We start from the raw sequence: 20,104 nt of genomic DNA, 5'->3' as shown, positions 1-20,104 counted from the left end.
CGGGCGGGCTTGGAACAGGGTGCCGGTTTCCCCCCCCCTCCGGCATCCTTTCTCCTTTGGCCGGAACCCCCCAGGGGTTCCGGCCATTTTTTTACCCGATTGGCAGCGCCATGGCGCGGGTGAAGGCTTGGGCGAAGCGCACCGGGTCGCGGTCGGTCTGGTGGCGGCCCGGTTCGCTGTCGATTCGCGCGGCGATCAGATGCGGCCCGTCGGTGGTCAGCGCCGTCTCGATCAGCGTGTCGAACTCCGCCTCATCCGCCGCCCAATGGCTCTTCGCGATGCCGCTGGCGCGGGCGATGGCCACCCAATCCGTGCCCGACTGCGCGGCCGGCGTCGGCTGCCCGCCCGTGATCTGGTAGATGGCGTTGTCCCAGACCACGATGATGAGGTTGCGCGGCGCCTGCGCCGCGATGGTGGACAGGCAGCCCAGCTGCATCAGCAGGGAGCCATCGCCCTCCAGCGCCAGCACGCGCCGCTCGGGCTGGGCCAGCGCCACGCCCAGCGCGATGGGCGCGGCCAGGCCCATGCTGCCCAGCATGTAGAAATTCTCGGGCCGTGACGGGGCGGCCGCCCAGAGGTCCCAGTTGGAATTGCCGATGCCGCCCACCACGGCCTCGCGCTTGTGCAGCTTGCCCAGGATGCGCTTCGTCAGCGCGGCGCGGTTCATGACTTGCGTGTTCGGACGGGTCATTGCGGCCTCGCGGTCAGCAGCGGGGACAGGATCAGGCAGGCGGGCCAGCGCGTCGCGAAAGCCTGGCGCAGCGCGCGGTCGGCCTGGAAGCCGCATTCGTCGAGGCGTGTCAGCGTGTGGTGCTCGATGCCCATGCTATCCAGGATGGGGCGCATGGTGCGGCAGACGATGGCCTGGCCGGGGTTGAACTCGCCAAGCGTGCCACGCTCGCTCACCACCATCACCACCGGAAGCTGGAAGGCGCAGACCAGCGAGGCCAGCGCGTTGGGCAAGGTGGCGAAGCCCGAGGTCTGCATGAGGCAGGCGGCGCGCATGCCCGACATGACTGCGCCGGCGGCGATGCCGATGGCCTCCTCCTCGCGCGCGCAGGGGAAGGCGGTGAAGTGCGGGTCGGCCTCGATGGCCGCGATCAGCGGGCGCAGGACATTGTCGGGCACATAGGGCACCAGGCGCACATCCTGGGCCTTGAAGGCCGCAAGGATCTCGCCCGGCCAATGGGATGGCGCGGCGGTGGTCATGGATGTTCCTCCTCTCCGACGCGGCACAGGGCCGCCCGGCCCCCGAGGGGGCATTGGGGGGGTGGCACGGATCGCCCCGGATCGCCAGATGAGGGGAAAGTCGGGGCTTGAACGGGCCCTTGGGTCAATGCAAGGTTTTGCTGGCAGGACATGGCAGCGTTGCAGTATGAGCGCGCGGCTGTCCCGGGGAGTGCGAGCGTCATCACCACGTCATCCGAGCCGGGCGCGCAGGGCGCGCCCAGGGAATCCGGCCCGCATGTGGGGCCGGCGGCAGGGTCCCATGCCGGGCCCGAGAGCGCCGAGGCGGCCCTGCATGCGGAACATCCGGTTCCCATTTCCGAGCTGATCGGCATCATCGCGCGCGACTGGCCGACCGAGCGCGTGACGCTGGGCGACCTGATCGAATCGCTGGGCCCGCGCGGCTACGGCATCCTGATCGTGCTCTTCGCCCTGCCGAACCTGCTGCCGATCTACATTCCCGGCCTCAGCCCCATCTTCGGCTTCCCGCTGATGATCATCTGCGCGCAGCTGGCCTATGGGCTGCCCACGCCCCGGCTGCCGGCCTTCCTGACGCGGCGTTCCATGAAGCGGTCGGACCTGCGGATGATCACGAGCCGGGCGCTGCCCTGGCTGAAGCGGGTGGAGCGCTGGGTGAGGCCGCGGCCCTCCATCGTCACCTCCCGCCTGGGCGACCGGATGATCGGCGCCTATGGCGTGCTGCTGGCCTGCATCGTGGTCATCCCGCTGCCCTTCACCAATGGCCCGCCGTCGCTCGCCTGCCTCATCATGGCGATGGGGATGATGGAGGAGGACACCTTCACCATCCTGGGCGGGGCGGTGTTCGGCCTCATGGGCATCGCGCTGGCGCTGTCCATCATGGGCAGCGTGGGCTGGCTGCTGATGGCAGGCTTCGGCTGGATGTTCGGGATGTAAGGGGCGCGGTGGTGCTGCCGAAGAGGATTGAACTCTTGACCTCTCCCTTACCAAGGGAGTGCTCTACCACTGAGCTACGGCAGCGCGCGGCACGTCCCTAGAGCCAAGCGCGCGGCGCCGCAAGCCCCGTTGGCGCGCTTCCTGCCCCCGCCGGGGCCCAAAGGTTGCCCTGGGCGCCGCCCACGTGTAAGCCCCGCCTCCACAATCCACCGCAACCCACAGACAATTGCAGGGGCCCGCCCATGGCGAAGATGCAGGCCAACCAGATGCGTGCCGGCATGGTCATCGAGTTCGAAGGCCAGCGCTACACCATCCTCAAGCAGAACATCATGATCCCGGGCAAAGGCAACGCGATCATCCAGGTGGACATGCGCAACATCAAGACGGGCGCCAAGAAGGACCAGCGCTGGCGCACCGCCGACGTGGTCGAGCGCCTGACGACCGAGGACAAGGAGTTCACCTACTCCTACTCCGACGGCGAGAACCTGGTGCTCATGGACCCCGAGACCTATGAGCAGACGCAGATCCCCGCCGCCATCCTGGGTGACCGCCTGCCCTTCCTGCAGGAGAACATGACGGTGAACGTCCGCCTCATCGAGGGCGACCCCGTCTCCATGGACCTGCCGGAACTGGTCACGCTCGAGATCGCCGAGGCGGATCCGGTGGTGAAGGGGCAGACCGCCTCCTCCTCCTACAAGCCGGCCGTGCTGGTGAATGGCGTGAAGACCATGGTGCCGCCCTTCATCACGGCGGGCGAGAAGATCGTGGTCCGCACCGAGGACGCCTCCTACGTCGAGCGCGCCAAGGGCTGAGGCCCGCCCGCCGGGGGCGCCGCCCCCGGCCCCCCACTTCACGCCAAGGCTCTCCCATGTCCGGTGCCAACTCCCCCCGCCTGTCGCCCGCGCTGAACGTGGTGGTCGCCGCCTGCCGCAAGGCCTCGCGCCGCCTGCTGCGCGACTTCACGGAGGTGGAGACGCTGCAGGTCTCGGCCAAGTCCGCGGGCGACTTCGTCTCCCAGGCCGACCTGCGCGCCGAGCAGACCCTGCGCGAGGAACTCTCCAAGGCCCGCCCCGGCTTCGGCTTCCTCATGGAGGAAAGCGGCGCCAGCGGCGACAAGGACTGGGAGTGGCGCTGGGTGGTGGACCCGCTGGACGGCACCACCAACTTCCTGCACGGCATCCCGCACTGGGCTATCTCGGTCGGCATCGAGAAGCGGGTGAGCGAGACGTCGGGCGAGATCATGGCCGGCGTCATCTACAACCCCGCCTCGGACGAGCTGTTCTGGGCCGAGAAGGGCATGGGCGCCTTCCTCAACGACAAGCGCCTGCGCGTCTCCGGCCGTCGCGTGATGAACGAGGCGCTCTTCGCCACCGGCATCCCCTTCGCCTCGGTGCCGCGCAAGGCGGAGTTCACCCACACCCTGGTGCGGATCATGCCGCAGGTGGCGGGCGTGCGCCGCTTCGGCTCGGCGGCGCTGGACCTCGCCTGGACCGCGGCCGGCCGGTATGACGGCTACTGGGAACTCGGCCTCAACAAGTGGGACATCGCGGCGGGCCTGGTCATGGTGCGCGAGGCGGGCGGCTACGTCACCGCGCCCGATGGTGGCGACCCCTATGCCGAGGGCCATGTGGTCGCCGGCAACCCGCACCTCCAGGGCAAGCTGCGCGAGATCGTGGCCGACAGCATCGCCGCCGCCGCCGGCCGGGGCCGCGTCGAGGCTGGCTGATGCGTATGCGTGGCCGCCGCGCGCTGCTGGCCGCGATGGCGGGGCTGCTGGCGCGGCCCGCCGGCGCCCAGACAAACCCCGCCTTGCCCGACCCCGCCCTGGCCCCCCCGCCACCCGCGCGCCTGCCCGCCTCGCCACCGCCGGCCGCGGCGCCGGACCCCCTGCCGCGGCCGGTGGCGATCGGCGGCCTGCTCAGCATGAGCGGCGGTGGTTGGCGCCTCGCCTTCGAGCCGGGCGCCGATGCGCCCACAGCCGCCCAGCGCCTGGGGCTGCTGCGGCTGGGCGGGCATCTGGCGCGGGAGACCACCGGCCGGATCACCCTCTGGGCCGAGGCGGCGGGGAATGAGGATGTCTCCACCACCCGCCGCCTTTCCCTGCGGCGCGGGCTGGCCGTGCGGGCGGGCCTCGTGGCGGGCGGCCTGCCGGAGACGCGGGTGGACATCCGCGCGCTCGGCCGTGTCGAGGCGGGGCGGGACCTGGTGGACATCCTGCCCATGGGCGCCACACGCAGCTGAACCCGGACGGAGTCGCGGCACAGCGCGGAAGCCGCCCGGGGCGGGCCGGCGCGGCCCCGGCCTGCCCGACGAGGCTTCGCTTGGTGCGGCGGGGCCCAGCCTCTACTCTCCCGCCCCATGACGCAGCCTTTGCAATATCTCTGGCGCATGCTGGGCTTCCTGGCGCTGGTCCTGCTCGCGGCCCTGCCGCTGGCCGGCACGCTCTGGACCGCCTTCCTGGCCAACCCCGCGCTGAATGGCGTGATCCTGGGCGTGCTGGCCATCGGCATCGCCTGGAACATCCGCCAGGTGCTGCTGCTGCGCGACGAGGTCGCCTGGCTGTCCGCCTTCCGCAACGCCCGCCAGGGCGCGCCGGCGCGGGAGGCGCCGCGGCTGCTGGCGCCGCTGGCCAGCATGCTGGCCACCCGCCGCTCCGACCGGCTGAGCCTTTCGGCGGCCGCGCTGCGCTCGGTGCTGGACGGCATCCTGTCGCGGCTGGACGAGACGCGCGAGCTATCGCGCTACATGACGGGGCTGCTGATCTTCCTGGGCCTGCTCGGCACCTTCTGGGGGCTGCTGCTGACCATCGGGGCCGTCGCCGACGTGATCGGCGCCATGACGCTGGGTGCGGGCGATGTGAACGCGCTGTTCGACCAGTTGCGGGGTGGGCTCGCGCAGCCGCTGCGGGGGATGGGCGTGGCCTTCTCCTCCTCGCTGCTGGGGTTGGCGGGCGCCTTGGTGCTGGGGTTCCTCGACCTCACGGCCGGGCAGGCGCAGAACCGCTTCGCGACCGAGCTGGAGGATTGGCTGGCCGGCCAGACCCGCCTCTCGGCCGGGGCGGGCGGCGAGCTGGAGGGGGAGGTCGAACTCCCCGCCCTGCTGGAGGCCAATGCCCACAGCCTGGAAGTGGTGGCCGGCATGATGGCCCGCGCCGAGGAGGGCCGTGCCCAGCACGAGGCCGGCCTGCACCAGCTGGCCGAGCGCATGTCCGTGCTGACCGAACAGATGCGCGCCACTCAGATGCTGCTGGCGCGACTGGTGGACCAGCGGCTTTCCACCGGCGAGGAGGCCAATCGCGGCCATCTGCGCGCCATCGAGGCGCAGCTGGGCCAACTCGTGCAGGAGCTGGCGCAAGGCCGCCAGCAATCCACCGCTGAACTCCGCGCGGATATCCAGGAACTCACGCGCATCCTTGCCGCCTTGGCCGAAGGCCCGCGCTGATGGCCCGGCGCGCGCGGCGCGGCGGGGGCGGGTTCGACGCCTGGCCCGGCTATGTGGACGCGCTGTCCACCCTGCTGATGGTGATCATCTTCGCGCTGCTGGTCTTCGCGCTGGGGCAGGGCTTCCTCTCGGCCGCGCTGTCCAGCCGCGACCGGGCGCTGGACGCGCTGAACCGCCAGGTGGCGGAGCTGGCCGAGATGCTGGCGCTGGAGGAGGGCAGGGCGCGCGCCCTGCGGGGCGAGCTTTCCGCCGCCACCGCCCGCGCCGCCACGGCTGAGGAGCGCGCGCGGGATGAGGAGGCCGTCGCCGCCGCCTCGCGCGAGGAGGTGGGGCTGCTGGTGCGGCAGATCACCGACCTGCGCGCGCAGCTTTCCCGCCTCGCCGCCGCGCTGGACGTGGCCGACACGCGCGAGGCCGAGACCATGACGCGGGTCGAGAACCTGCAGGCCCGGCTGGACGCCGCGCTGCTGGCGCGCGTCGAGGATTTGCAGGGCTATCGCAGCGAGTTCTTCGGCCGCCTCTCCGCCCTGCTGGGCGAGCGGCCGGAAATCCGGGTGGTGGGCGACCGCTTCGTCTTCCAGTCGGAGGTGCTGTTCCCCACCGGCTCGGCCGACCTGACACCCGCCGGGCAGGCGCAGCTGCGCACCCTGTCGCGCCTGCTGAACGAGATCGCGGCCAGCATTCCGCCCGGCGTGAACTGGCTGCTGCGGGTGGACGGGCATGCGGACCGGAACCCCATCCGCTCCACCCGCTTCGCCACGAACTGGGAGCTTTCGGCGGCGCGCGCCATCGCGGTGGTGAACCTGCTGATCGAGGCCGGGCTGCCCCCGAGCCGCGTGGCGGCCGCCGCCTTCGGCGAGCACCAGCCGCTGGACGAGGGCACCACGCCCGAGGCCTTCGCCCGCAACCGCCGCATCGAGCTGCGGCTGACCGACCGCTGACACAGGCTTCCGGCGGGCGTGATTGTGGGTTAACCGCCATCCATGGACTCGACCTTCCGCGTGCCGCGCCACGCCCTCCTGCGCGCGAAGCTGACCCTGATCCGCCGCCGCGAGACGGACAGCGCCACCTTCCGCCGCGTGCTGGCCGAGATGGGCGCCATCCTCACCGCCGAGATCCTGCGCGACCTGCCCGAGGCGATGGCCGCCATCCAGACGCCGGTCGGCCCCATGGATGCGCCGGTGCTCCAGGCGCCCGAGCCCTGCCTGGTGGCGGTGCTGCGCGCCGGTCTCGGCCTGCTGGAGGGCGCGCGCATGGTGCTGCCCGATGCGCCGGTCGGGCATTTGGGGCTGGTGCGCGACGAGGCGACGCTCCAGGCCAGCGAATACGTCGTGCGGCTGCCGCGCGACCTGGCCCAGCGTGGCGCGCTGGTGCTGGACCCCATGCTGGCCACCGGCGGCTCGGCCATCCAGGCCATCGCACGGGTGAAGCAGGCCGGCGCCACCAGCGTACGCTTCGCCTGCGTGGTGGCGGCGCCCGAGGGCGTGCGGGCGCTTCAGGCCGCGCATCCGGACGTGCCCATCCTCTCCGCCGCGCTGGATGAGCGGCTGAACGAGCATGGCTATATCGTCCCCGGCCTCGGCGATGCCGGGGACCGGTGCTTCGGGACGGACTAGCCCGGCGCTGGAACGCGCCCATTCGCCAGGAACAGGTCCAGCAGCTCCAGCCGGTCATTGCCGAAGAAGAGCTTGCCGTCGGCGATGGTGGCCGGCAGGCCGAAGATGCCGGCTTGCGCGGCGGCCTCGGTATTGGCCTCCACCTCCGCCTTCCAGCGCGCATCGTTGGTGGCGGAGATGATGGCGGCGCGGTCCAGCCCCACCACCGCGCCGATGTCGCCCAGCAGGCCCGCGTCATCAATCTGCGCGGCCTCGGTCCAGTAGGCGGTGAGCACGGCGCGGGCGAAGGCGCCGCCCTTTCCCTCGCTCCGGGCGAAGCAGCAGGCGCGCAGCGCGCGGGCCGGGCGCAGCGGGTAGTCGGGGTGCTGGCGCAAGGTCACGCCCGCCAGCGTCGCCCAGTCCTGCAAATCCTGGCGGTACCAGGCGACGAAGGCGGGGTTGCCCTCCAACGGGCGGCGGCCGTTGATCCGCTCCATCAGCCGCGCCAGGTGCAGCGGCACCCAGTCCACCGCGCGGCCATGCCTGGCCGCGATGCCCTCGACCCTGAGCGAGGCCAGGAAGCACCAGGGGCTGTGCACGTCGAAATGAAAGGCGAGGGGGGTCGTCATGCCCCGCGATGAGACGGGCGCCGCCGGGCCCGGTCAAGACGTGGTAGGGTGGCGCCATTGCCGGAGGAACCCCATGCGCCACGCCATCATCGCCCTTGCCGTGACACTCGGCGCCTGCGCCACCCCGCCCAATCCCGCCACGCTGACCGGCCCCGAATGGCGTCTGGAAAGCATCGCCGGCGCGGCGCCCGCGCGCCCCTCCACGTTGCGCTTCGAGGAGGATGGCCGGCTCGCGGGGCGGGGGCCGTGCAACAATTACGGCGGGTCCTGGCGCATGGAGGAGGGACGGCTTCGCACCGGCCCCCTCATCGCCACCCGCATGGCCTGCCCCGAGCCCGCCATGGGGCAGGAGGGTGTGGTGCTGCGCCTGATCGAGACCGGGCGCATCGCGCGCCTCACCGGCGACCGGCTGGAACTGGTGGGCCCGGACGGCACGCGTCTGGTGGCGCGGCGCTGAAGGGTTCATTCTGCACGCAACACCGCGCTGAGAAGGCCCGCCCCATGAATTCCTCCGTCATCGAGACCGTGCGCCAATGGCAGCCCGAGCTGGCCGCCATCCGCCAGGACATCCACGCCCATCCTGAACTCGGCATGGAGGAGGTCCGCACCGCCGCCCTGGTGGCGAAGGAACTCCGCGCGCTGGGCATCGAGGTGACGGAGGGCGTGGGCAAGCTTGGCGTCGTCGGCACCATCAAGGGCACGCGGCCGGGCCAGCGCGTCATCGGCCTGCGCGCCGACATGGATGCGCTGCAGATCCCGGAGGCGACGGGCAAGCCCTATGCCTCGAAGCATGAGGGGCTAATGCATGCCTGCGGCCATGACGGCCACACCACCATGCTGCTGGGCGCGGCGCGCTACCTCTCGCAGCACCGCGATTTCGCGGGCACCGTCCACCTGATCTTCCAGCCGGCCGAGGAAGGCCGCGGCGGCGCCAAGGCCATGATCGCCGACGGGCTGTTCGAGCGCTTCCCGGTGGACGCCGTCTATGGGCTGCACAACAAGCCCACCATCCCCGCCGGCAGCTTCGCCATCCGCAAGGGGCCGGCGCTGGCGGCCTCCGACCGCTTCATCGTCACCTTCAAGGGCACGGGCGGGCATGGCGGCTCCACGCCGCATTTGGCCACCGACGTCACCATCGTGCAGGCGCATTTCGTGCTGGCGCTGCAGACCATCATCGGCCGCAACGTGCCGGCGGTGGAGACGGCGGTGCTGAGCGTGGGCTCGATCCAGGGCGGCTCCCCAATCTCGGCCAATGTCATGCCGGCGGAGATGACGGTCACCGGCACCGCGCGCAGCTACACGCCGGCCATCCGCGACCTGCTGGAGCGGCGCATCGGGGAACTCGCGCACGGCCTTGCCGCCTCCTATGGCGTGACGGCTGATGTCACCTATCGCCGCGGCACGCCCGCCACCGTGAACCATGACGAGCAGACGGATGTGGCGGCCGCCGCCGCCCGTGCGCTGGTGGGCGATGCGGCGGTGAACACCAACAACGCCCTGGTGACGGGGGCCGAGGATTTCGCGCTGATGCTGGAACAGCGGCCCGGCGCCTTCATGTTCATCGGCGGCGGCAACGGGCCGGATGGCACCTCCGCCAACCTGCACACGCCGCATTTCGACTTCAACGACGACATCATCCCGCTGGGCGTCGCCTATTGGGTCAGCGTCGTGGATCAGGAACTGCGCGGCGCCTGAAAGAAGTGGTTCCTGCCTGACGCGATGCGTTAGCCTTTCCCGGGAGACACATCACGGGAGAGGCGGACATGGACGAAAACGGTCTGCGCGAACTGATCGGCCGCGTGAAGCGCGGCACCCTCTCGCGCCGCGGCTTCGTCCGGCGCATGGCGGCGGTGGGCTTCACCGCGCCGATGGCGACGCAGCTCCTCGCCATCTCGGGCGTCTCGGCCCAGACGGCGGAGGGCGGCGGCGTGCCGCCCTATCCCGGCACGCGGCGCGGCGGCGGCGGGCCGCTGCGGGTGCTGTACTGGCAGGCGCCCACCCTGCTGAACCCGCATTTCGCCGTGGGCACCACGAACCAGGATGCCTCGCGCGTCTTCCATGAGCCGCTGGCCGGCTGGGCGGCGGATGGCACCCTGCACCCGATCCTGGCGGCCGAGATCCCCTCGGTCGAGAATGGGGGGCTGGCGGAGGATGGGCGCTCCGTCACCTGGAAGCTCAAGCGCGGCGTGAAGTGGCATGACGGCCAGGACTTCTCGGCCGATGACGTGGTGTTCAACTGGGAATATGGCCGCAACCCCGCCACCGCGGGCGTCACCTCGGGCAGCTATCGCGGCGTGAACGTGGTGAAGCTGGACGACCACACCGTGCGCGTGGAGTTCGACCGCCCCACGCCCTTCTGGGCGGACACCTTCGTGGGCTCGCGCGGGATGCTGATCCCGAAGCACAAGTTCCAGGACTTCGTGGGCGCCAATTCGCGCGACGCACCCACCAACCTGCGCCCCGTGGGCACCGGCCCCTACAACTTCACCAGCTTCACACCCGGCGACACGCTGCGGGGCGAGCTGAACCCCCGCTACCACGCCGAGAACCGCCCCTTCTTCGACACGCTGGAGATCAAGGGCGGGGGCGATGCGGCCTCCGCCGCGCGGGCCGTGCTGCAGACCGGCGATTTCGACTTCGCCTGGAGCCTGCGCGTGGAGGATGACCTGCTGCGCCGGCTGGAATCCGCCGGCCGCGGCACGGTCAGCTACCTGCCCACGGGCGGCATCGAGCACATCCAGCTCAACCGCACCGACCCCAATGTCGAGGTGAATGGCGAGCGTGCCCATGCCTCCACCCAGCACCCCGCCTTCCGCGACCCGGCCGTGCGCCAGGCCATCGCCCTGCTGGTGGACCGCGATTCCGTGCAGCGCTTCATCTATGGCCGGGGCGGTGTCGCCACCGGCAATTTCCTGAACCAGCCGCCGCGCTTCGCCTCGCCCAACACGCGGGCCGAGTTCAGCATCGAGAAGGCGAACGAGGTGCTGGACGCGGCGGGCTGGGTGCGCGGGCGCGACGGCATCCGCGCGAAAGATGGCGTGCGCCTGCGCTTCATCTTCCAGACCTCGGTCAGCGCGCCGCGCCAGCGCACCCAGGCCATCGTGAAGCAGGCGGCCATGCGCGCGGGCATTGATATCGAGCTGAAGTCGGTCGTGGCCTCGGTGTTCTTCTCGGCCGATGTCGGCAATCCGGACACCTACACCAAGTTCTTCGCCGACATCCAGATGTACAACACGACCATGCCGCAGGCGGACCCGCAGCTCTTCATGAACCAGTTCACCTCCTGGGAGCTGTCCACGCGGGAGAATCGGTGGCAGGGCCGCAACATCACGCGCTGGCACAGCGATGAATACGATGCGCTGTTCCGCGCGGCGGAAGGGGAGCTGGACCCGGTGCGGCGCGCGGCGATGTTCATCCGCATGAACGACCTGGTGGTGGGCAGCAACCACATCATCCCGCTCATGAATCAACGCCTGGTGAATGGCCATCTGAACAACCTGAGACCCGTGCTGAGCGGGTGGGAAAATACCCTCTGGTTGTTGCGAGACTGGCATCGCGTGTCCTGATCCGCCTCTGCCCCGGCGCGCGGCACGGGGCGCCCAGCCTCTGTGCAGCCGGGGCGCCGCGCGCCATCACGCGGTGTTCACAAAAGGGTGGTGCGCGCCGTGGGCGGTGCTATAGCCTTGGTCCAGGAAGAGGCGACCCCACCGACCGGCGAGAAACCGGCGGCTTGGGCAAGGCTGTGATCTGGGAGAGTTAGATGAGAGAAGATGATCTGCGCCAGATGATCGGGCGCGTGAAGCGTGGTTCGCTGTCGCGCCGCGGTTTCGTCACGCGCATGGTGGCGCTGGGCATGACGGCGCCGATGGCGACGCAGCTTCTGGCCATCGCGGGCGCGGGCTCGGCCCAGGCGCAGGCGGGCTCGATCCCGGCCTATACCCCCACGCGGCGCGGCGGCGGCGGGGCGCTTCGCATCCTCTACTGGCAGGCCTCCACCCTGCTGAACCCGCATTTCGCGGTGGGCACGACCAACCAGGAATCGAGCCGCGTCTTCTACGAGCCGCTGGCCGGCTGGGCCACGGACGGCACGCTGGTGCCCATCCTGGCCGCCGAGATCCCCTCCATCGAGAATGGCGGGCTGCGCGAGGACGGCAGGGCCGTCACCTGGAAGCTGAAGCGCGGCGTGAAGTGGCATGACGGCCAGGACTTCACCGCCGACGACGTCGTCTTCACCTGGGAGTATGCCCGCGACCCGGCCAATGCCACGACCACCAGCGGCAGCTACCGCGACGTGAACGTGGTGAAGGTGGACAGCCACACGGTGCGCGTGGAGTTCGAGCGGCCGACGCCCTTCTGGGCCGACGCCTTCGTGGCCTCGGCCGGCTGCATCATCCCGCAGCACCTCTTCGGCGGCTTCCGCGGCGCCACCGCGCGCGATGCCCCCACCAACCTGCGCCCCGTGGGCACCGGCCCCTATCGCTTCGTCAGCTTCGCGCCCGGCGACAACCTGATCGGCGCGCTGAACCCCAATTATCACGGCGAGAACCGCCCCTTCTTCGACACGATCGAGGTGAAGGGCGGCGGCGATGCGGTCTCGGCCGCGCGCGCCGTGCTGCAGACCGGCGACTTCGACTACGCCTGGAACCTTCAGGTCGAGGATGAGCTGCTCCGTCGCCTCGAGGCCGCCAACCGCGGCCGCGTGAACATCGTGGATGGCGGCAGCATCGAGTTCGTGCAGCTCAACGTCACCGACCCGCACCGCGAGGTCGAGGGCGAGCGCGCGCATATCAGCACGCAGCACCCGGCCTTCCGCGACCCGGCGGTGCGCCAGGCGATGGCCCTGCTGATCGACCGCAACGCGCTGCAGCAGTTCATCTATGGCCGCAGCGGCCCCGCCACCTCCAACTTCCTGAACAACCCCCCGCGCTTCGTCTCGCAGAACACGCGGCACGAGTTCAACGTGCAGCGCGCCAACGAGATCCTGGACGCGGCGGGCTGGGTGCGCGGCCGCGACGGCGTGCGCGCGAAGGATGGCGTGCGGCTCTCCTTCGTCTACCAGACCTCGGTCAACGCGCCGCGCCAGCGTACCCAGGCGATCTACCGCCAGGCGGCGCAGCGCGCGGGCATCAACCTCGATCTGAAGTCGGTGACGGCCTCGGTGTTCTTCTCGGCGGATGTCGGCAATCCGGATACCTTCGGGAAGTTCTGGGCCGACATGCAGATGTACACGACCACCATGCCGCAGGCCGACCCGCAGCGCTTCATGAACCAGTACGTCTCCTGGGAAGTGTCGCAGCGGGCGAACAACTGGCAGGGCCGCAACATCGTCCGCTGGCGGAACGAGGAATACGACAACATCTTCCGTCAGGCCGAGAACGAGCTCGACCCCGTGAAGCGGGCCGAGATGTTCATCCGCATGAACGACCTGATCGTGGGCAGCAACCACATCATCCCGCTGGTGAAGCGGCCGCTCACCTCGGGCAGCCTGCTGAACCTGCGCCCGGTGCTGAGCGCGTGGGACAACACGCATTGGCTGCTCGCCGACTGGTTCCGTGAGGGCTGATTTCCGCACGTGACCCAGTATCTGATCCGTCGTTTGATGATCGCGATCCCGAGCCTGCTCGGGATCAGCGTCATCCTCTTCACCGTGCTCGCGCTGGCTCCTGGAGATCCCTTCGAGGAGCTGGCGACGAACCCCGCCATCCCGCCCGAGGTGCGCATGCAGCTGCGCGCCTCGCTCGGCATGGATGACCCCATCTACATCCGCTACTTCCGCTGGCTCTTCGCCATGTTGCAGGGCGAATGGGGCTTCTCCTTCGTCAGCCGCATCAATGTGGATCAGCTGATCCTGCAACGCCTGCCCACGACGCTGATCGTCATCGGCAGCTCGCAGATCCTGGCACTCGCCATCGCGCTGCCCGTGGGCGTGCTGGCCGCGACCCGGCCCTATTCCATCTTCGACCAGGTGGTGAACACGCTGGCCTTCGTGGGCTTCTCGCTGCCCACCTTCTTCACGGGCCTGCTGTTCATCATGTTCTTCTCGATCTGGCTCGGCTGGCTGCCCTTCGTCTACAACACCAACATCACGGCCACGGGCTGGCAGTGGTGGTGGGAGCATATCCGGCAATCCATCATGCCGGTGCTCGTGCTGGGGCTGTTCCAGGGCGCGGCCTGGACGCGTTTCGTCCGCTCGGCCGTGCTGGACGTGATCCGGCTCGACCACGTGACCACGGCGCGCGCCAAGGGCCTGCCCGAGGGCCGGGTGACCACGCGCCACGTCGTCCGCAACGCGCTCATCCCCGTGGTGACGCTGGTGGCGCTGCAGATGCCCATCGTCTTCGGTGGCGCCATCGTGACGGAGCAGATCTTCCGCGTGCCGGGCATCGGCTCGCTGCTGATCAGCGCGATCCTGGCCAATGACACGCCGGTGATCATGGCCGTGACCTTCGTCTTCGCCTGCCTCGTCATCTTCTTCAACCTGCTCGCGGACATCATTTATGGCTGGCTCGACCCCCGTATCAGCTACCGTTAGCGCCGGGGGCGCCCCGGGCGTCCTCGTGGCGCCCGAGACCCGGCGGCCGCCGATCTCGCCCTGGCAGGATGCATGGCGGCGTTTCCGCAAGCACCGGCTGGCGGTTGTCTGCTCCGGCATCTTGATCACGCTGATCGTGGCGGTGCTGGTCGGACCCTTCTTCTACCGGGTTCCGATTGACGGCATTGATTTCTCGGTGCGGCTGCAAGGCCCCTCCTGGGACCACCCGCTCGGCACCGATGACCTCGGGCAGGATCTGCTGGCACGCATCCTCTATGGCGGGCGGATCTCGCTCGCCGTGGGATTCGCCGCGATGTTCGTGGCCGTCTTCGTGGGCGTGCTGGTGGGTTCGGTCGCCGGCATGGCCGGCGGGAAGACCGACGCGGCCCTGATGTGGCTGACGGACCTGTTCCTCTCCCTGCCGCAGCTGCCGCTGCTGCTGCTCATCATCTATCTGTTCCGTGATTCGCTGACCGGCATGGTGGGGCCGGAGATGGGCGTCTTCATCCTCATCGTCACCATCATCGGGTTGTTCAACTGGATGCAGGTGGCGCGCCTGGTGCGCGCGCAGTTCTTCTCCCTGCGCGAGAAGGAGTTCGTGGAAGCCGCCCGCGCGCTCGGCGCCTCGCGCTTCCGGCTGGTGTGGAAGCACATCCTGCCCAATGCGCTGGGGCCCGTCATCGTCGCCGCCACCATTGACGTGGCGGCCGCCATCATCGCGGAGAGCACGCTCTCCTTCCTGGGCCTGGGTTTCCCGCCCGACATCCCGACCTGGGGGCGACTGCTGTTCGATGCCAAGGACAATCTCGACTTCGCGCCGCATTGGGCGCTGTTTCCCGGCCTCGCCATCTTCCTCACGGTGCTCAGCATCAACTTCGTGGGTGACGGGCTGCGCGATGCCCTCGACCCGAGGCGCGTGAAATGAGCGCGAGCACGACCGAAGCGCGCACCGCCCCCGCGGCGGTGGGCCAGCGCCTGCTGGAGATCAGCGGCCTCAAGGTGCATTTCCGCACCGATGACGGCATGGTGCGCGCCGTGGACGGCGTGGACATCGGCGTGGACCGTGGCGAGACGGTCTGCGTGGTGGGCGAGAGTGGCTGCGGCAAGACCGTGACCGCCATGACGGTGCTGAAGCTGATCGCGATGCCGCCCGGCCAGATCGTGGCCGGCAGCATCATGTTCGAGGGGCGCGACATCGTCCCCATGACGCCCGCGCAGATGCGCGCCATCCGTTCCAAGCAGATCGGCATCGTCTTCCAGGAGCCGATGACCTCGCTCAACCCCGTCTACACGGTGGGCCACCAGATCGCCGAGACGGTGCGCCACCATGAAGGCCTGTCGAAGAAGGCGGCCTATGAGCGGGCGGCGGACATGCTGCGGCTGGTCAATATCCCGAGCCCGCAGCGCCGCGTGCATGACTACCCGCACCAGTTCTCGGGCGGCATGCGCCAGCGCGTCATGATCGCCATGGCGCTGTCCTGCAATCCGAAGCTGCTGATCGCGGATGAGCCGACCACCGCGCTCGACGTCACCATCCAGGCCCAGATTCTCGAACTGCTGACCGAGATGAAGGAACGCCTGGGCATGGCCGTCATGCTCATCACCCACGCCATGGGGGTGGTGGCGGAGACGGCGCAGCGCGTGGTGGTGATGTATGCGGGCAAGGTGGTGGAGGAGGCGCGGGTCGAGGACCTCTTCGCCAACCCTCGCCACCCCTACACCCAGGGCCTCATCCGCTCCATTCCGCGCATTGACCTCGCGGCCACGACCCACACCCGGCTCGAGGCCATTCCCGGCACCGTGCCTTCCCTGCTGAACCCGCCCAAGGGCTGCCGCTTCGCCGCGCGCTGCCGCTACGTGACCGAGGCCTGCCTCGCCGCCGAACCGCCGCTGGTCGAGAAGGCGCCGGGCCACAAGGCGGCGTGCATTCTGTGATGGATTCCTCCGCGCCCATGACCGAACCTCTCCTGCGCGTCCAGAACCTGGTGAAGAAGTTCCCGGTGAAGGGCGGCCTGCTGCAGCGCACCGTGGACCATGTGCACGCCGTCAGCGATGTCAGCTTCACCCTCAACCCCGGCGAGACGCTCGGCCTCGTGGGCGAGAGCGGCTGCGGCAAGTCCACCACCGGCCGCCTGATCCTGCGGCTGATCGAGCCCACCTCGGGCCAGGTCTGGTTCCAGGGCCAGGATGTGACCGCGCTCAACAACGAGCAGCTTGGCAGCCTGCGCCGGGACATGCAGATCATCTTCCAGGACCCCTTCGCGTCCTTGAACCCGCGCATGACGGTGGGCTCCATCATCGGCGAGGCGCTGGTCATCCATGGCCTCGCGAAATCCGCGCGCGAGCGCGAGGACCGGGTGGTGGAGCTGATGGAGACGGTGGGCCTCAAGGCCGACCAGATGCGCCGCTTCCCGCATGAATTCTCGGGCGGGCAGCGGCAGCGCATCGGCATCGCCCGCGCGCTGGCCGTCTCGCCCAAGCTCGTGGTCTGCGATGAGCCCGTCTCGGCGCTGGACGTGTCCATCCAGGCGCAGGTGGTGAACCTGCTGGAGGACCTCCAGGAGAAGCTGGGCCTCACCTACCTCTTCATCGCCCATGACCTGAGCGTGGTGGAGCACACCTCCGACCGCGTGGCGGTGATGTACCTGGGGCGCATCGTCGAGATCGCCTCGGCGCGGGACCTCTACACCAACCCGCTGCACCCCTACACCGAGGCGCTGCTCTCGGCCGTGCCCATCCCGGACCCGACCGTGAAGCGCAAGCGCATCATGTTGCAGGGGGACGTGCCGAACCCGCTGCGCCCGCCCTCGGGCTGCCATTTCCACACGCGCTGCCCCATCGCGAAGAAGCCTTCGCCCTGCGCGGACACGGTGCCGGAACTGCGTGAGTCCACGCCTGGCCATTGGGTGTCCTGCCACCTGCGCGGGTGAACGCAGGCCCCGGGAAGCCGGGGCCAACCCGCCAGAATCTAGGTGAGTAACGGCGGCCATGGCTTGGTCATGGCCGCCGTCAACGCAGAATATCGGCCGGGCTGCCAAGTTCACCGCAAGATGGCCTGGCGCGGCTTCCTCCTGATGTGCGGGCCTTGTTGTCAGCTGACTGGTCGGTGGCGGCCAACTCAGCGCCGAATCGGGCAGGCGCGGGCCGCTTCATTTCCCCTCGTGACGCCATGACACAAGGCGCGCGCAGCATGCCCTGCCACCATCTGCACGCTTTTCCGGCGCGGATGCGGACCACTGACCAGATCATCGGCATGCGCTCGTCCGGCAGCACATATTCGCCCGTGCCGCGGGCAAGAGGCGCATGGCAGCCGCCGCGGCCGCCTCCTATCGTTCCGGCATGCGAGGTTGGGAAATGCACGGCAGCGTCACGATCCGGTTGAACCGGGATGGTGACAACCGTCATGCTTCCTTCCGCGCAGACGGCCGCATGTGCCCTCGGCGCATGTGACTGCCTTCAACGTCTGGGAGTGCAACAAATGAAACTGGGACTCACCCTCCTCGCCGCCGCCGCGGCGATGGTGACAGTCAGCACCGCCGCCTACGCGCAGCAGACGCTGCAACAGGTCCGCACCCGCGGCAGCCTGAACTGCCAGGTGGGCCTGCCCACCCCGGGCTTCTACGCACTGGCCGCGAATGGCACCTGGTCCGGCCTCGACGTGGACATGTGCCGCGCCGTCGCCGCCGCCATCTTCGACGATCCCAACCGCGTGCAGTACCAGTCCGTGACCTCGGCGGTGCGCTTCACCTCGCTCGCCAATGGCGAGAGCGACATGCTCTCCCGCACCACCACCTGGACCGCGGTGCGCGACACGCAGCTCGGCCTCGAATTCGCGGGCGTGAACTTCTATGACGGCCAGGGCTTCCTGGTGCCGCGCGCGTCCAACATCACCTCGGCCCGCCAGCTCGACGGCGCCACGGTCTGCGTCCTGACCGGCACGACGACCGAGCTGAACCTCGCCGACTATTTCCGCGCCAACAACATGACCTTCCGCGCGGTGACGAACGAGAACGTCAACGTGCTGGTCGAGACCTATCTCGGCGGCGGCTGCGACGCCTACACCAATGACAAGTCGGGCCTGGCCTCGCGCCGCGCCGCCTTCCCGAACCCGAACGACCACGTGATCCTGCCCGAGACCATCTCGAAGGAGCCGCTGGGCCCCGTGGTCCGCCATGGCGACCAGAACTGGGGCGACATCGTCCGCTGGGTCCTCTACGGGATGATCGAGGCGGAGGAGATGGGCGTCACCCAGGCCAACCTTGCCGAGATGCAGCGCTCCACCAACCCCGGCATCCGCCGCCTGCTCGGCACCGAGGGCAATATCGGCCAGGGGATGGGCTTGCCGGCCGACTTCATGGTCCGCGTCATCCGCCACATCGGCAACTACGGCGAGGCCTATGAGCGCCATGTGGGCGCCAACACGCCCATCGGCATTCCCCGCGCCAACTCGCTGAACGCGCTCTGGACCAATGGCGGGCTGATGTACGCCATGCCCTTCCGGTGATCCGCGCCACCTGACGCCAGAACGGGGCCGCGCGCCGGGCGCGGCCCCCATCAAGCCCCGGAGCAGGCCCCGCATGTCCAGCAGCACCAGCACGGCGCCGCCGCGCGCCTCATTCCTCAATGATGCCGGCGTGCGGGCCTTCGTCTATCAGGCCGCCGTGTTTCTGGCCGTCACGGGCCTGTTCTACTACCTGATCTCGAACACCATCACGAACATGTCCCAGCGGAACATGTCCGCGGGGTTCGACTTCCTGGACGTCTCGGCCGGGTTCAACATCGCCTTCACGCTGATCCCGTACCGGGAGGGCGACAGCTATCTGCGCGTGTTCCAGGTGGGCATCGCCAACACCTTGCTGGTGGCCGTCATCGGCATCGTCTTCGCCACCATCATCGGGCTCATCGTGGGGCTGGCGCGGCTTTCCACCAACTGGCTGATCGCGACGCTGGCGCGCTGGTACATCGAGGTGCTGCGGAACACGCCGCTGCTGCTGCAGATCATCGCGTGGTATTTCGGCGTCTTCAACCTGCTGCCCCGCCCGCGCGAGAGCATCGACTGGGGCGGCCTCTTCTTCCTGAACAACCGCGGCTTCTACATGCCGGGCCCCGTGCCGCAGGAGGGCTTCGGCTGGACGCTGGCCGCCCTGCTGGTCGCGATCCTGGGCGCGGTGCTGATCGTCACGTGGTCCAACCGCCGCCGCCGCGCCACGGGGCGCATCTTCCCGGGCGGAACCGTCGCCACCGCCCTCATCATCCTGCTGCCGCTCGCGGTCTTCTACGGCAGCGGCGCGCCGCTCACCTGGGACTGGCCGACGCTGCGCGGCTTCAACTTCGTGGGCGGCATCAGCGTGCCGCCGGCCTTCTGCGCGCTGGTGGTGGCGCTGTCCATCTACACCTCCTGCTTCATCGCGGAGATCGTGCGCGCGGGCATCCAGTCCGTGGCGCATGGGCAGACGGAGGCGGCGCGCGCGCTGGGCGTGAAGCCCTCCCGCACCATGCGCTTCATCATCCTGCCCCAGGCCATGCGCGTGATCATCCCGCCGCTCATCAGCCAGTATCTGAACCTGACGAAGAACTCCTCGCTCGCCATCGCGATCGGCTTCCCCGACCTGGTGAGCGTGTGGATGAACACCTCGCTCAACCAGTCGGGCCGCGCCATCCCGATCGTGGCGATGACTATGGCCTTCTATTGCGTGGTGAGCCTCGCCGTGTCGGGGCTGCTCAACCTCTACAACCGCCGCATGCAGCTGACGGAGCGTTGAGCC

General features: G+C 69.5%; 21 protein-coding genes and 1 tRNA gene. 17 read left to right on the top strand and 5 right to left on the bottom strand.

Annotated elements, in window-relative coordinates:
- Positions 1–91: 91 nt before the first annotated feature.
- Together JTN19_RS06405 and JTN19_RS06400 are read right to left on the bottom strand one after the other, a co-directional pair.
- Complete coding sequence (locus tag JTN19_RS06405; protein WP_242530916.1) at positions 92–667, bottom strand: thiamine pyrophosphate-dependent enzyme; 576 nt, start codon at positions 665–667, stop codon at positions 92–94.
- A gap of 20 nt (positions 668–687) precedes the next feature.
- Positions 688–1,209, bottom strand: coding sequence for a thiamine pyrophosphate-binding protein (locus tag JTN19_RS06400; protein ID WP_206931077.1), 522 nt, complete (start codon positions 1,207–1,209; stop codon positions 688–690).
- Positions 1,210–1,359: 150 nt separating this feature from the next.
- Between JTN19_RS06400 and JTN19_RS06395 the strand changes: the two genes are divergently transcribed.
- The gene (locus JTN19_RS06395) at positions 1,360–2,142 is read left to right on the top strand and encodes an exopolysaccharide biosynthesis protein (RefSeq protein WP_206931076.1); all 783 of its coding nucleotides are present in this window, start codon (positions 1,360–1,362) and stop codon (positions 2,140–2,142) included.
- Between the two features lie 9 nt (positions 2,143–2,151).
- Here JTN19_RS06395 and JTN19_RS06390 read toward each other — a convergent pair.
- Positions 2,152–2,226 (bottom strand) — tRNA-Thr (locus JTN19_RS06390).
- A gap of 158 nt (positions 2,227–2,384) precedes the next feature.
- On the opposite strand from JTN19_RS06390, the gene efp reads away from it, so the two are divergent.
- The 6 genes from efp to upp all read left to right on the top strand — a co-directional run bounded on the left by efp (position 2,385) and on the right by upp (position 7,199).
- The gene (gene efp, locus JTN19_RS06385; protein ID WP_206931075.1) at positions 2,385–2,954 is read left to right on the top strand and encodes an elongation factor P; all 570 of its coding nucleotides are present in this window, start codon (positions 2,385–2,387) and stop codon (positions 2,952–2,954) included.
- 56 nt (positions 2,955–3,010) lie between these two features.
- Positions 3,011–3,868: an inositol monophosphatase family protein gene (locus JTN19_RS06380; protein ID WP_206931074.1), complete on the top strand. Its 858-nt coding sequence runs from the start codon at positions 3,011–3,013 to the stop codon at positions 3,866–3,868.
- On the top strand, positions 3,868–4,383 hold the full coding sequence (locus tag JTN19_RS06375) for a hypothetical protein (protein WP_206931073.1): 516 nt from the start codon (positions 3,868–3,870) through the stop codon (positions 4,381–4,383). Before JTN19_RS06380 ends, JTN19_RS06375 begins: the two co-directional genes overlap by 1 nt.
- Positions 4,384–4,500: 117 nt before the next feature.
- Positions 4,501–5,583 (top strand): flagellar motor protein MotA, encoded by a 1,083-nt coding sequence (locus tag JTN19_RS06370; protein WP_206931072.1) that lies wholly within the window; start codon positions 4,501–4,503, stop codon positions 5,581–5,583.
- Positions 5,583–6,524, top strand: coding sequence for a peptidoglycan -binding protein (locus JTN19_RS06365; protein WP_206931071.1), 942 nt, complete (start codon positions 5,583–5,585; stop codon positions 6,522–6,524). Before JTN19_RS06370 ends, JTN19_RS06365 begins: the two co-directional genes overlap by 1 nt.
- A gap of 42 nt (positions 6,525–6,566) precedes the next feature.
- Positions 6,567–7,199 (top strand): uracil phosphoribosyltransferase, encoded by a 633-nt coding sequence (upp, locus tag JTN19_RS06360; protein WP_206931070.1) that lies wholly within the window; start codon positions 6,567–6,569, stop codon positions 7,197–7,199.
- On the opposite strand, the gene JTN19_RS06355 is transcribed toward upp, so the two are convergent.
- Entirely contained in the window at positions 7,196–7,807 is a 612-nt protein-coding gene (locus tag JTN19_RS06355; protein ID WP_206931069.1) for a 2-hydroxychromene-2-carboxylate isomerase, read from the bottom strand. The two genes, upp and JTN19_RS06355, sit on opposite strands and share 4 nt — an antisense overlap.
- Before the next feature lie 73 nt (positions 7,808–7,880).
- On the opposite strand from JTN19_RS06355, the gene JTN19_RS06350 reads away from it, so the two are divergent.
- The 8 genes from JTN19_RS06350 (at position 7,881) to JTN19_RS06315 (ending at position 17,269) form a co-directional block, all read left to right on the top strand.
- On the top strand, positions 7,881–8,264 hold the full coding sequence (locus JTN19_RS06350) for an META domain-containing protein (RefSeq protein WP_206931068.1): 384 nt from the start codon (positions 7,881–7,883) through the stop codon (positions 8,262–8,264).
- A gap of 44 nt (positions 8,265–8,308) precedes the next feature.
- On the top strand, positions 8,309–9,502 hold the full coding sequence (locus JTN19_RS06345; protein WP_206931067.1) for a M20 aminoacylase family protein: 1,194 nt from the start codon (positions 8,309–8,311) through the stop codon (positions 9,500–9,502).
- Positions 9,503–9,570: 68 nt separating this feature from the next.
- The gene (locus JTN19_RS06340) at positions 9,571–11,373 is read left to right on the top strand and encodes a peptide ABC transporter substrate-binding protein (protein WP_206931066.1); all 1,803 of its coding nucleotides are present in this window, start codon (positions 9,571–9,573) and stop codon (positions 11,371–11,373) included.
- A gap of 194 nt (positions 11,374–11,567) precedes the next feature.
- Positions 11,568–13,370 carry a peptide ABC transporter substrate-binding protein gene (locus JTN19_RS06335; protein ID WP_206931065.1) on the top strand — a complete coding sequence of 601 codons (1,803 nt, stop codon included), beginning with the start codon at positions 11,568–11,570 and terminating at the stop codon, positions 13,368–13,370.
- Positions 13,371–13,379: 9 nt separating this feature from the next.
- Positions 13,380–14,339, top strand: a complete 960-nt coding sequence (locus JTN19_RS06330; RefSeq protein ID WP_206931064.1) for an ABC transporter permease subunit — start codon at positions 13,380–13,382, stop codon at positions 14,337–14,339.
- Positions 14,340–14,364: 25 nt separating this feature from the next.
- The gene (locus tag JTN19_RS06325) at positions 14,365–15,264 is read left to right on the top strand and encodes an ABC transporter permease (RefSeq protein WP_340643287.1); all 900 of its coding nucleotides are present in this window, start codon (positions 14,365–14,367) and stop codon (positions 15,262–15,264) included.
- Positions 15,261–16,274, top strand: a complete 1,014-nt coding sequence (locus tag JTN19_RS06320; RefSeq protein ID WP_206931062.1) for an ABC transporter ATP-binding protein — start codon at positions 15,261–15,263, stop codon at positions 16,272–16,274. Before JTN19_RS06325 ends, JTN19_RS06320 begins: the two co-directional genes overlap by 4 nt.
- Before the next feature lie 17 nt (positions 16,275–16,291).
- Positions 16,292–17,269 carry an ABC transporter ATP-binding protein gene (locus tag JTN19_RS06315; RefSeq protein WP_206931061.1) on the top strand — a complete coding sequence of 326 codons (978 nt, stop codon included), beginning with the start codon at positions 16,292–16,294 and terminating at the stop codon, positions 17,267–17,269.
- Positions 17,270–17,348: 79 nt separating this feature from the next.
- Here JTN19_RS06315 and JTN19_RS06310 read toward each other — a convergent pair whose 3' ends face one another.
- On the bottom strand, positions 17,349–17,744 hold the full coding sequence (locus JTN19_RS06310) for a hypothetical protein (protein WP_206931060.1): 396 nt from the start codon (positions 17,742–17,744) through the stop codon (positions 17,349–17,351).
- 73 nt (positions 17,745–17,817) lie between these two features.
- Between JTN19_RS06310 and JTN19_RS06305 the strand changes: the two genes are divergently transcribed.
- A complete protein-coding gene (locus JTN19_RS06305; RefSeq protein ID WP_206931059.1) occupies positions 17,818–18,843 on the top strand; it encodes an amino acid ABC transporter substrate-binding protein in 1,026 nt (341 codons plus the stop codon).
- 73 nt (positions 18,844–18,916) lie between these two features.
- Positions 18,917–20,101, top strand: coding sequence for an amino acid ABC transporter permease (locus JTN19_RS06300; protein WP_206931058.1), 1,185 nt, complete (start codon positions 18,917–18,919; stop codon positions 20,099–20,101).
- Positions 20,102–20,104: the final 3 nt, after the last annotated feature.

This window comes from Roseococcus thiosulfatophilus, from assembly GCF_017311575.1.
Classification (GTDB): domain Bacteria; phylum Pseudomonadota; class Alphaproteobacteria; order Acetobacterales; family Acetobacteraceae; genus Roseococcus; species Roseococcus thiosulfatophilus.
Note: the sequence above shows the minus strand (reverse complement) of the source record. Positions and strands in the feature narration are given on the sequence as shown.

Bases quoted from the DNA above. Each gene is read 5' to 3' on its own strand.
- JTN19_RS06405 (WP_242530916.1), bottom strand. From the start codon at position 667: ATGAACCGCGCCGCGCTGACGAAGCGCATCCTGGGCAAGCTGCACAAG.
- JTN19_RS06400 (WP_206931077.1), bottom strand. From the start codon at position 1,209: ATGACCACCGCCGCGCCATCCCATTGGCCGGGCGAGATCCTTGCGGCC.
- JTN19_RS06395 (WP_206931076.1), top strand. From the start codon at position 1,360: ATGGCAGCGTTGCAGTATGAGCGCGCGGCTGTCCCGGGGAGTGCGAGC.
- efp (WP_206931075.1), top strand. From the start codon at position 2,385: ATGGCGAAGATGCAGGCCAACCAGATGCGTGCCGGCATGGTCATCGAG.
- JTN19_RS06380 (WP_206931074.1), top strand. From the start codon at position 3,011: ATGTCCGGTGCCAACTCCCCCCGCCTGTCGCCCGCGCTGAACGTGGTG.
- JTN19_RS06375 (WP_206931073.1), top strand. From the start codon at position 3,868: ATGCGTATGCGTGGCCGCCGCGCGCTGCTGGCCGCGATGGCGGGGCTG.
- JTN19_RS06370 (WP_206931072.1), top strand. From the start codon at position 4,501: ATGACGCAGCCTTTGCAATATCTCTGGCGCATGCTGGGCTTCCTGGCG.
- JTN19_RS06365 (WP_206931071.1), top strand. From the start codon at position 5,583: ATGGCCCGGCGCGCGCGGCGCGGCGGGGGCGGGTTCGACGCCTGGCCC.
- upp (WP_206931070.1), top strand. From the start codon at position 6,567: ATGGACTCGACCTTCCGCGTGCCGCGCCACGCCCTCCTGCGCGCGAAG.
- JTN19_RS06355 (WP_206931069.1), bottom strand. From the start codon at position 7,807: ATGACGACCCCCCTCGCCTTTCATTTCGACGTGCACAGCCCCTGGTGC.
- JTN19_RS06350 (WP_206931068.1), top strand. From the start codon at position 7,881: ATGCGCCACGCCATCATCGCCCTTGCCGTGACACTCGGCGCCTGCGCC.
- JTN19_RS06345 (WP_206931067.1), top strand. From the start codon at position 8,309: ATGAATTCCTCCGTCATCGAGACCGTGCGCCAATGGCAGCCCGAGCTG.
- JTN19_RS06340 (WP_206931066.1), top strand. From the start codon at position 9,571: ATGGACGAAAACGGTCTGCGCGAACTGATCGGCCGCGTGAAGCGCGGC.
- JTN19_RS06335 (WP_206931065.1), top strand. From the start codon at position 11,568: ATGAGAGAAGATGATCTGCGCCAGATGATCGGGCGCGTGAAGCGTGGT.
- JTN19_RS06320 (WP_206931062.1), top strand. From the start codon at position 15,261: ATGAGCGCGAGCACGACCGAAGCGCGCACCGCCCCCGCGGCGGTGGGC.
- JTN19_RS06315 (WP_206931061.1), top strand. From the start codon at position 16,292: ATGACCGAACCTCTCCTGCGCGTCCAGAACCTGGTGAAGAAGTTCCCG.
- JTN19_RS06310 (WP_206931060.1), bottom strand. From the start codon at position 17,744: ATGACGGTTGTCACCATCCCGGTTCAACCGGATCGTGACGCTGCCGTG.
- JTN19_RS06305 (WP_206931059.1), top strand. From the start codon at position 17,818: ATGAAACTGGGACTCACCCTCCTCGCCGCCGCCGCGGCGATGGTGACA.
- JTN19_RS06300 (WP_206931058.1), top strand. From the start codon at position 18,917: ATGTCCAGCAGCACCAGCACGGCGCCGCCGCGCGCCTCATTCCTCAAT.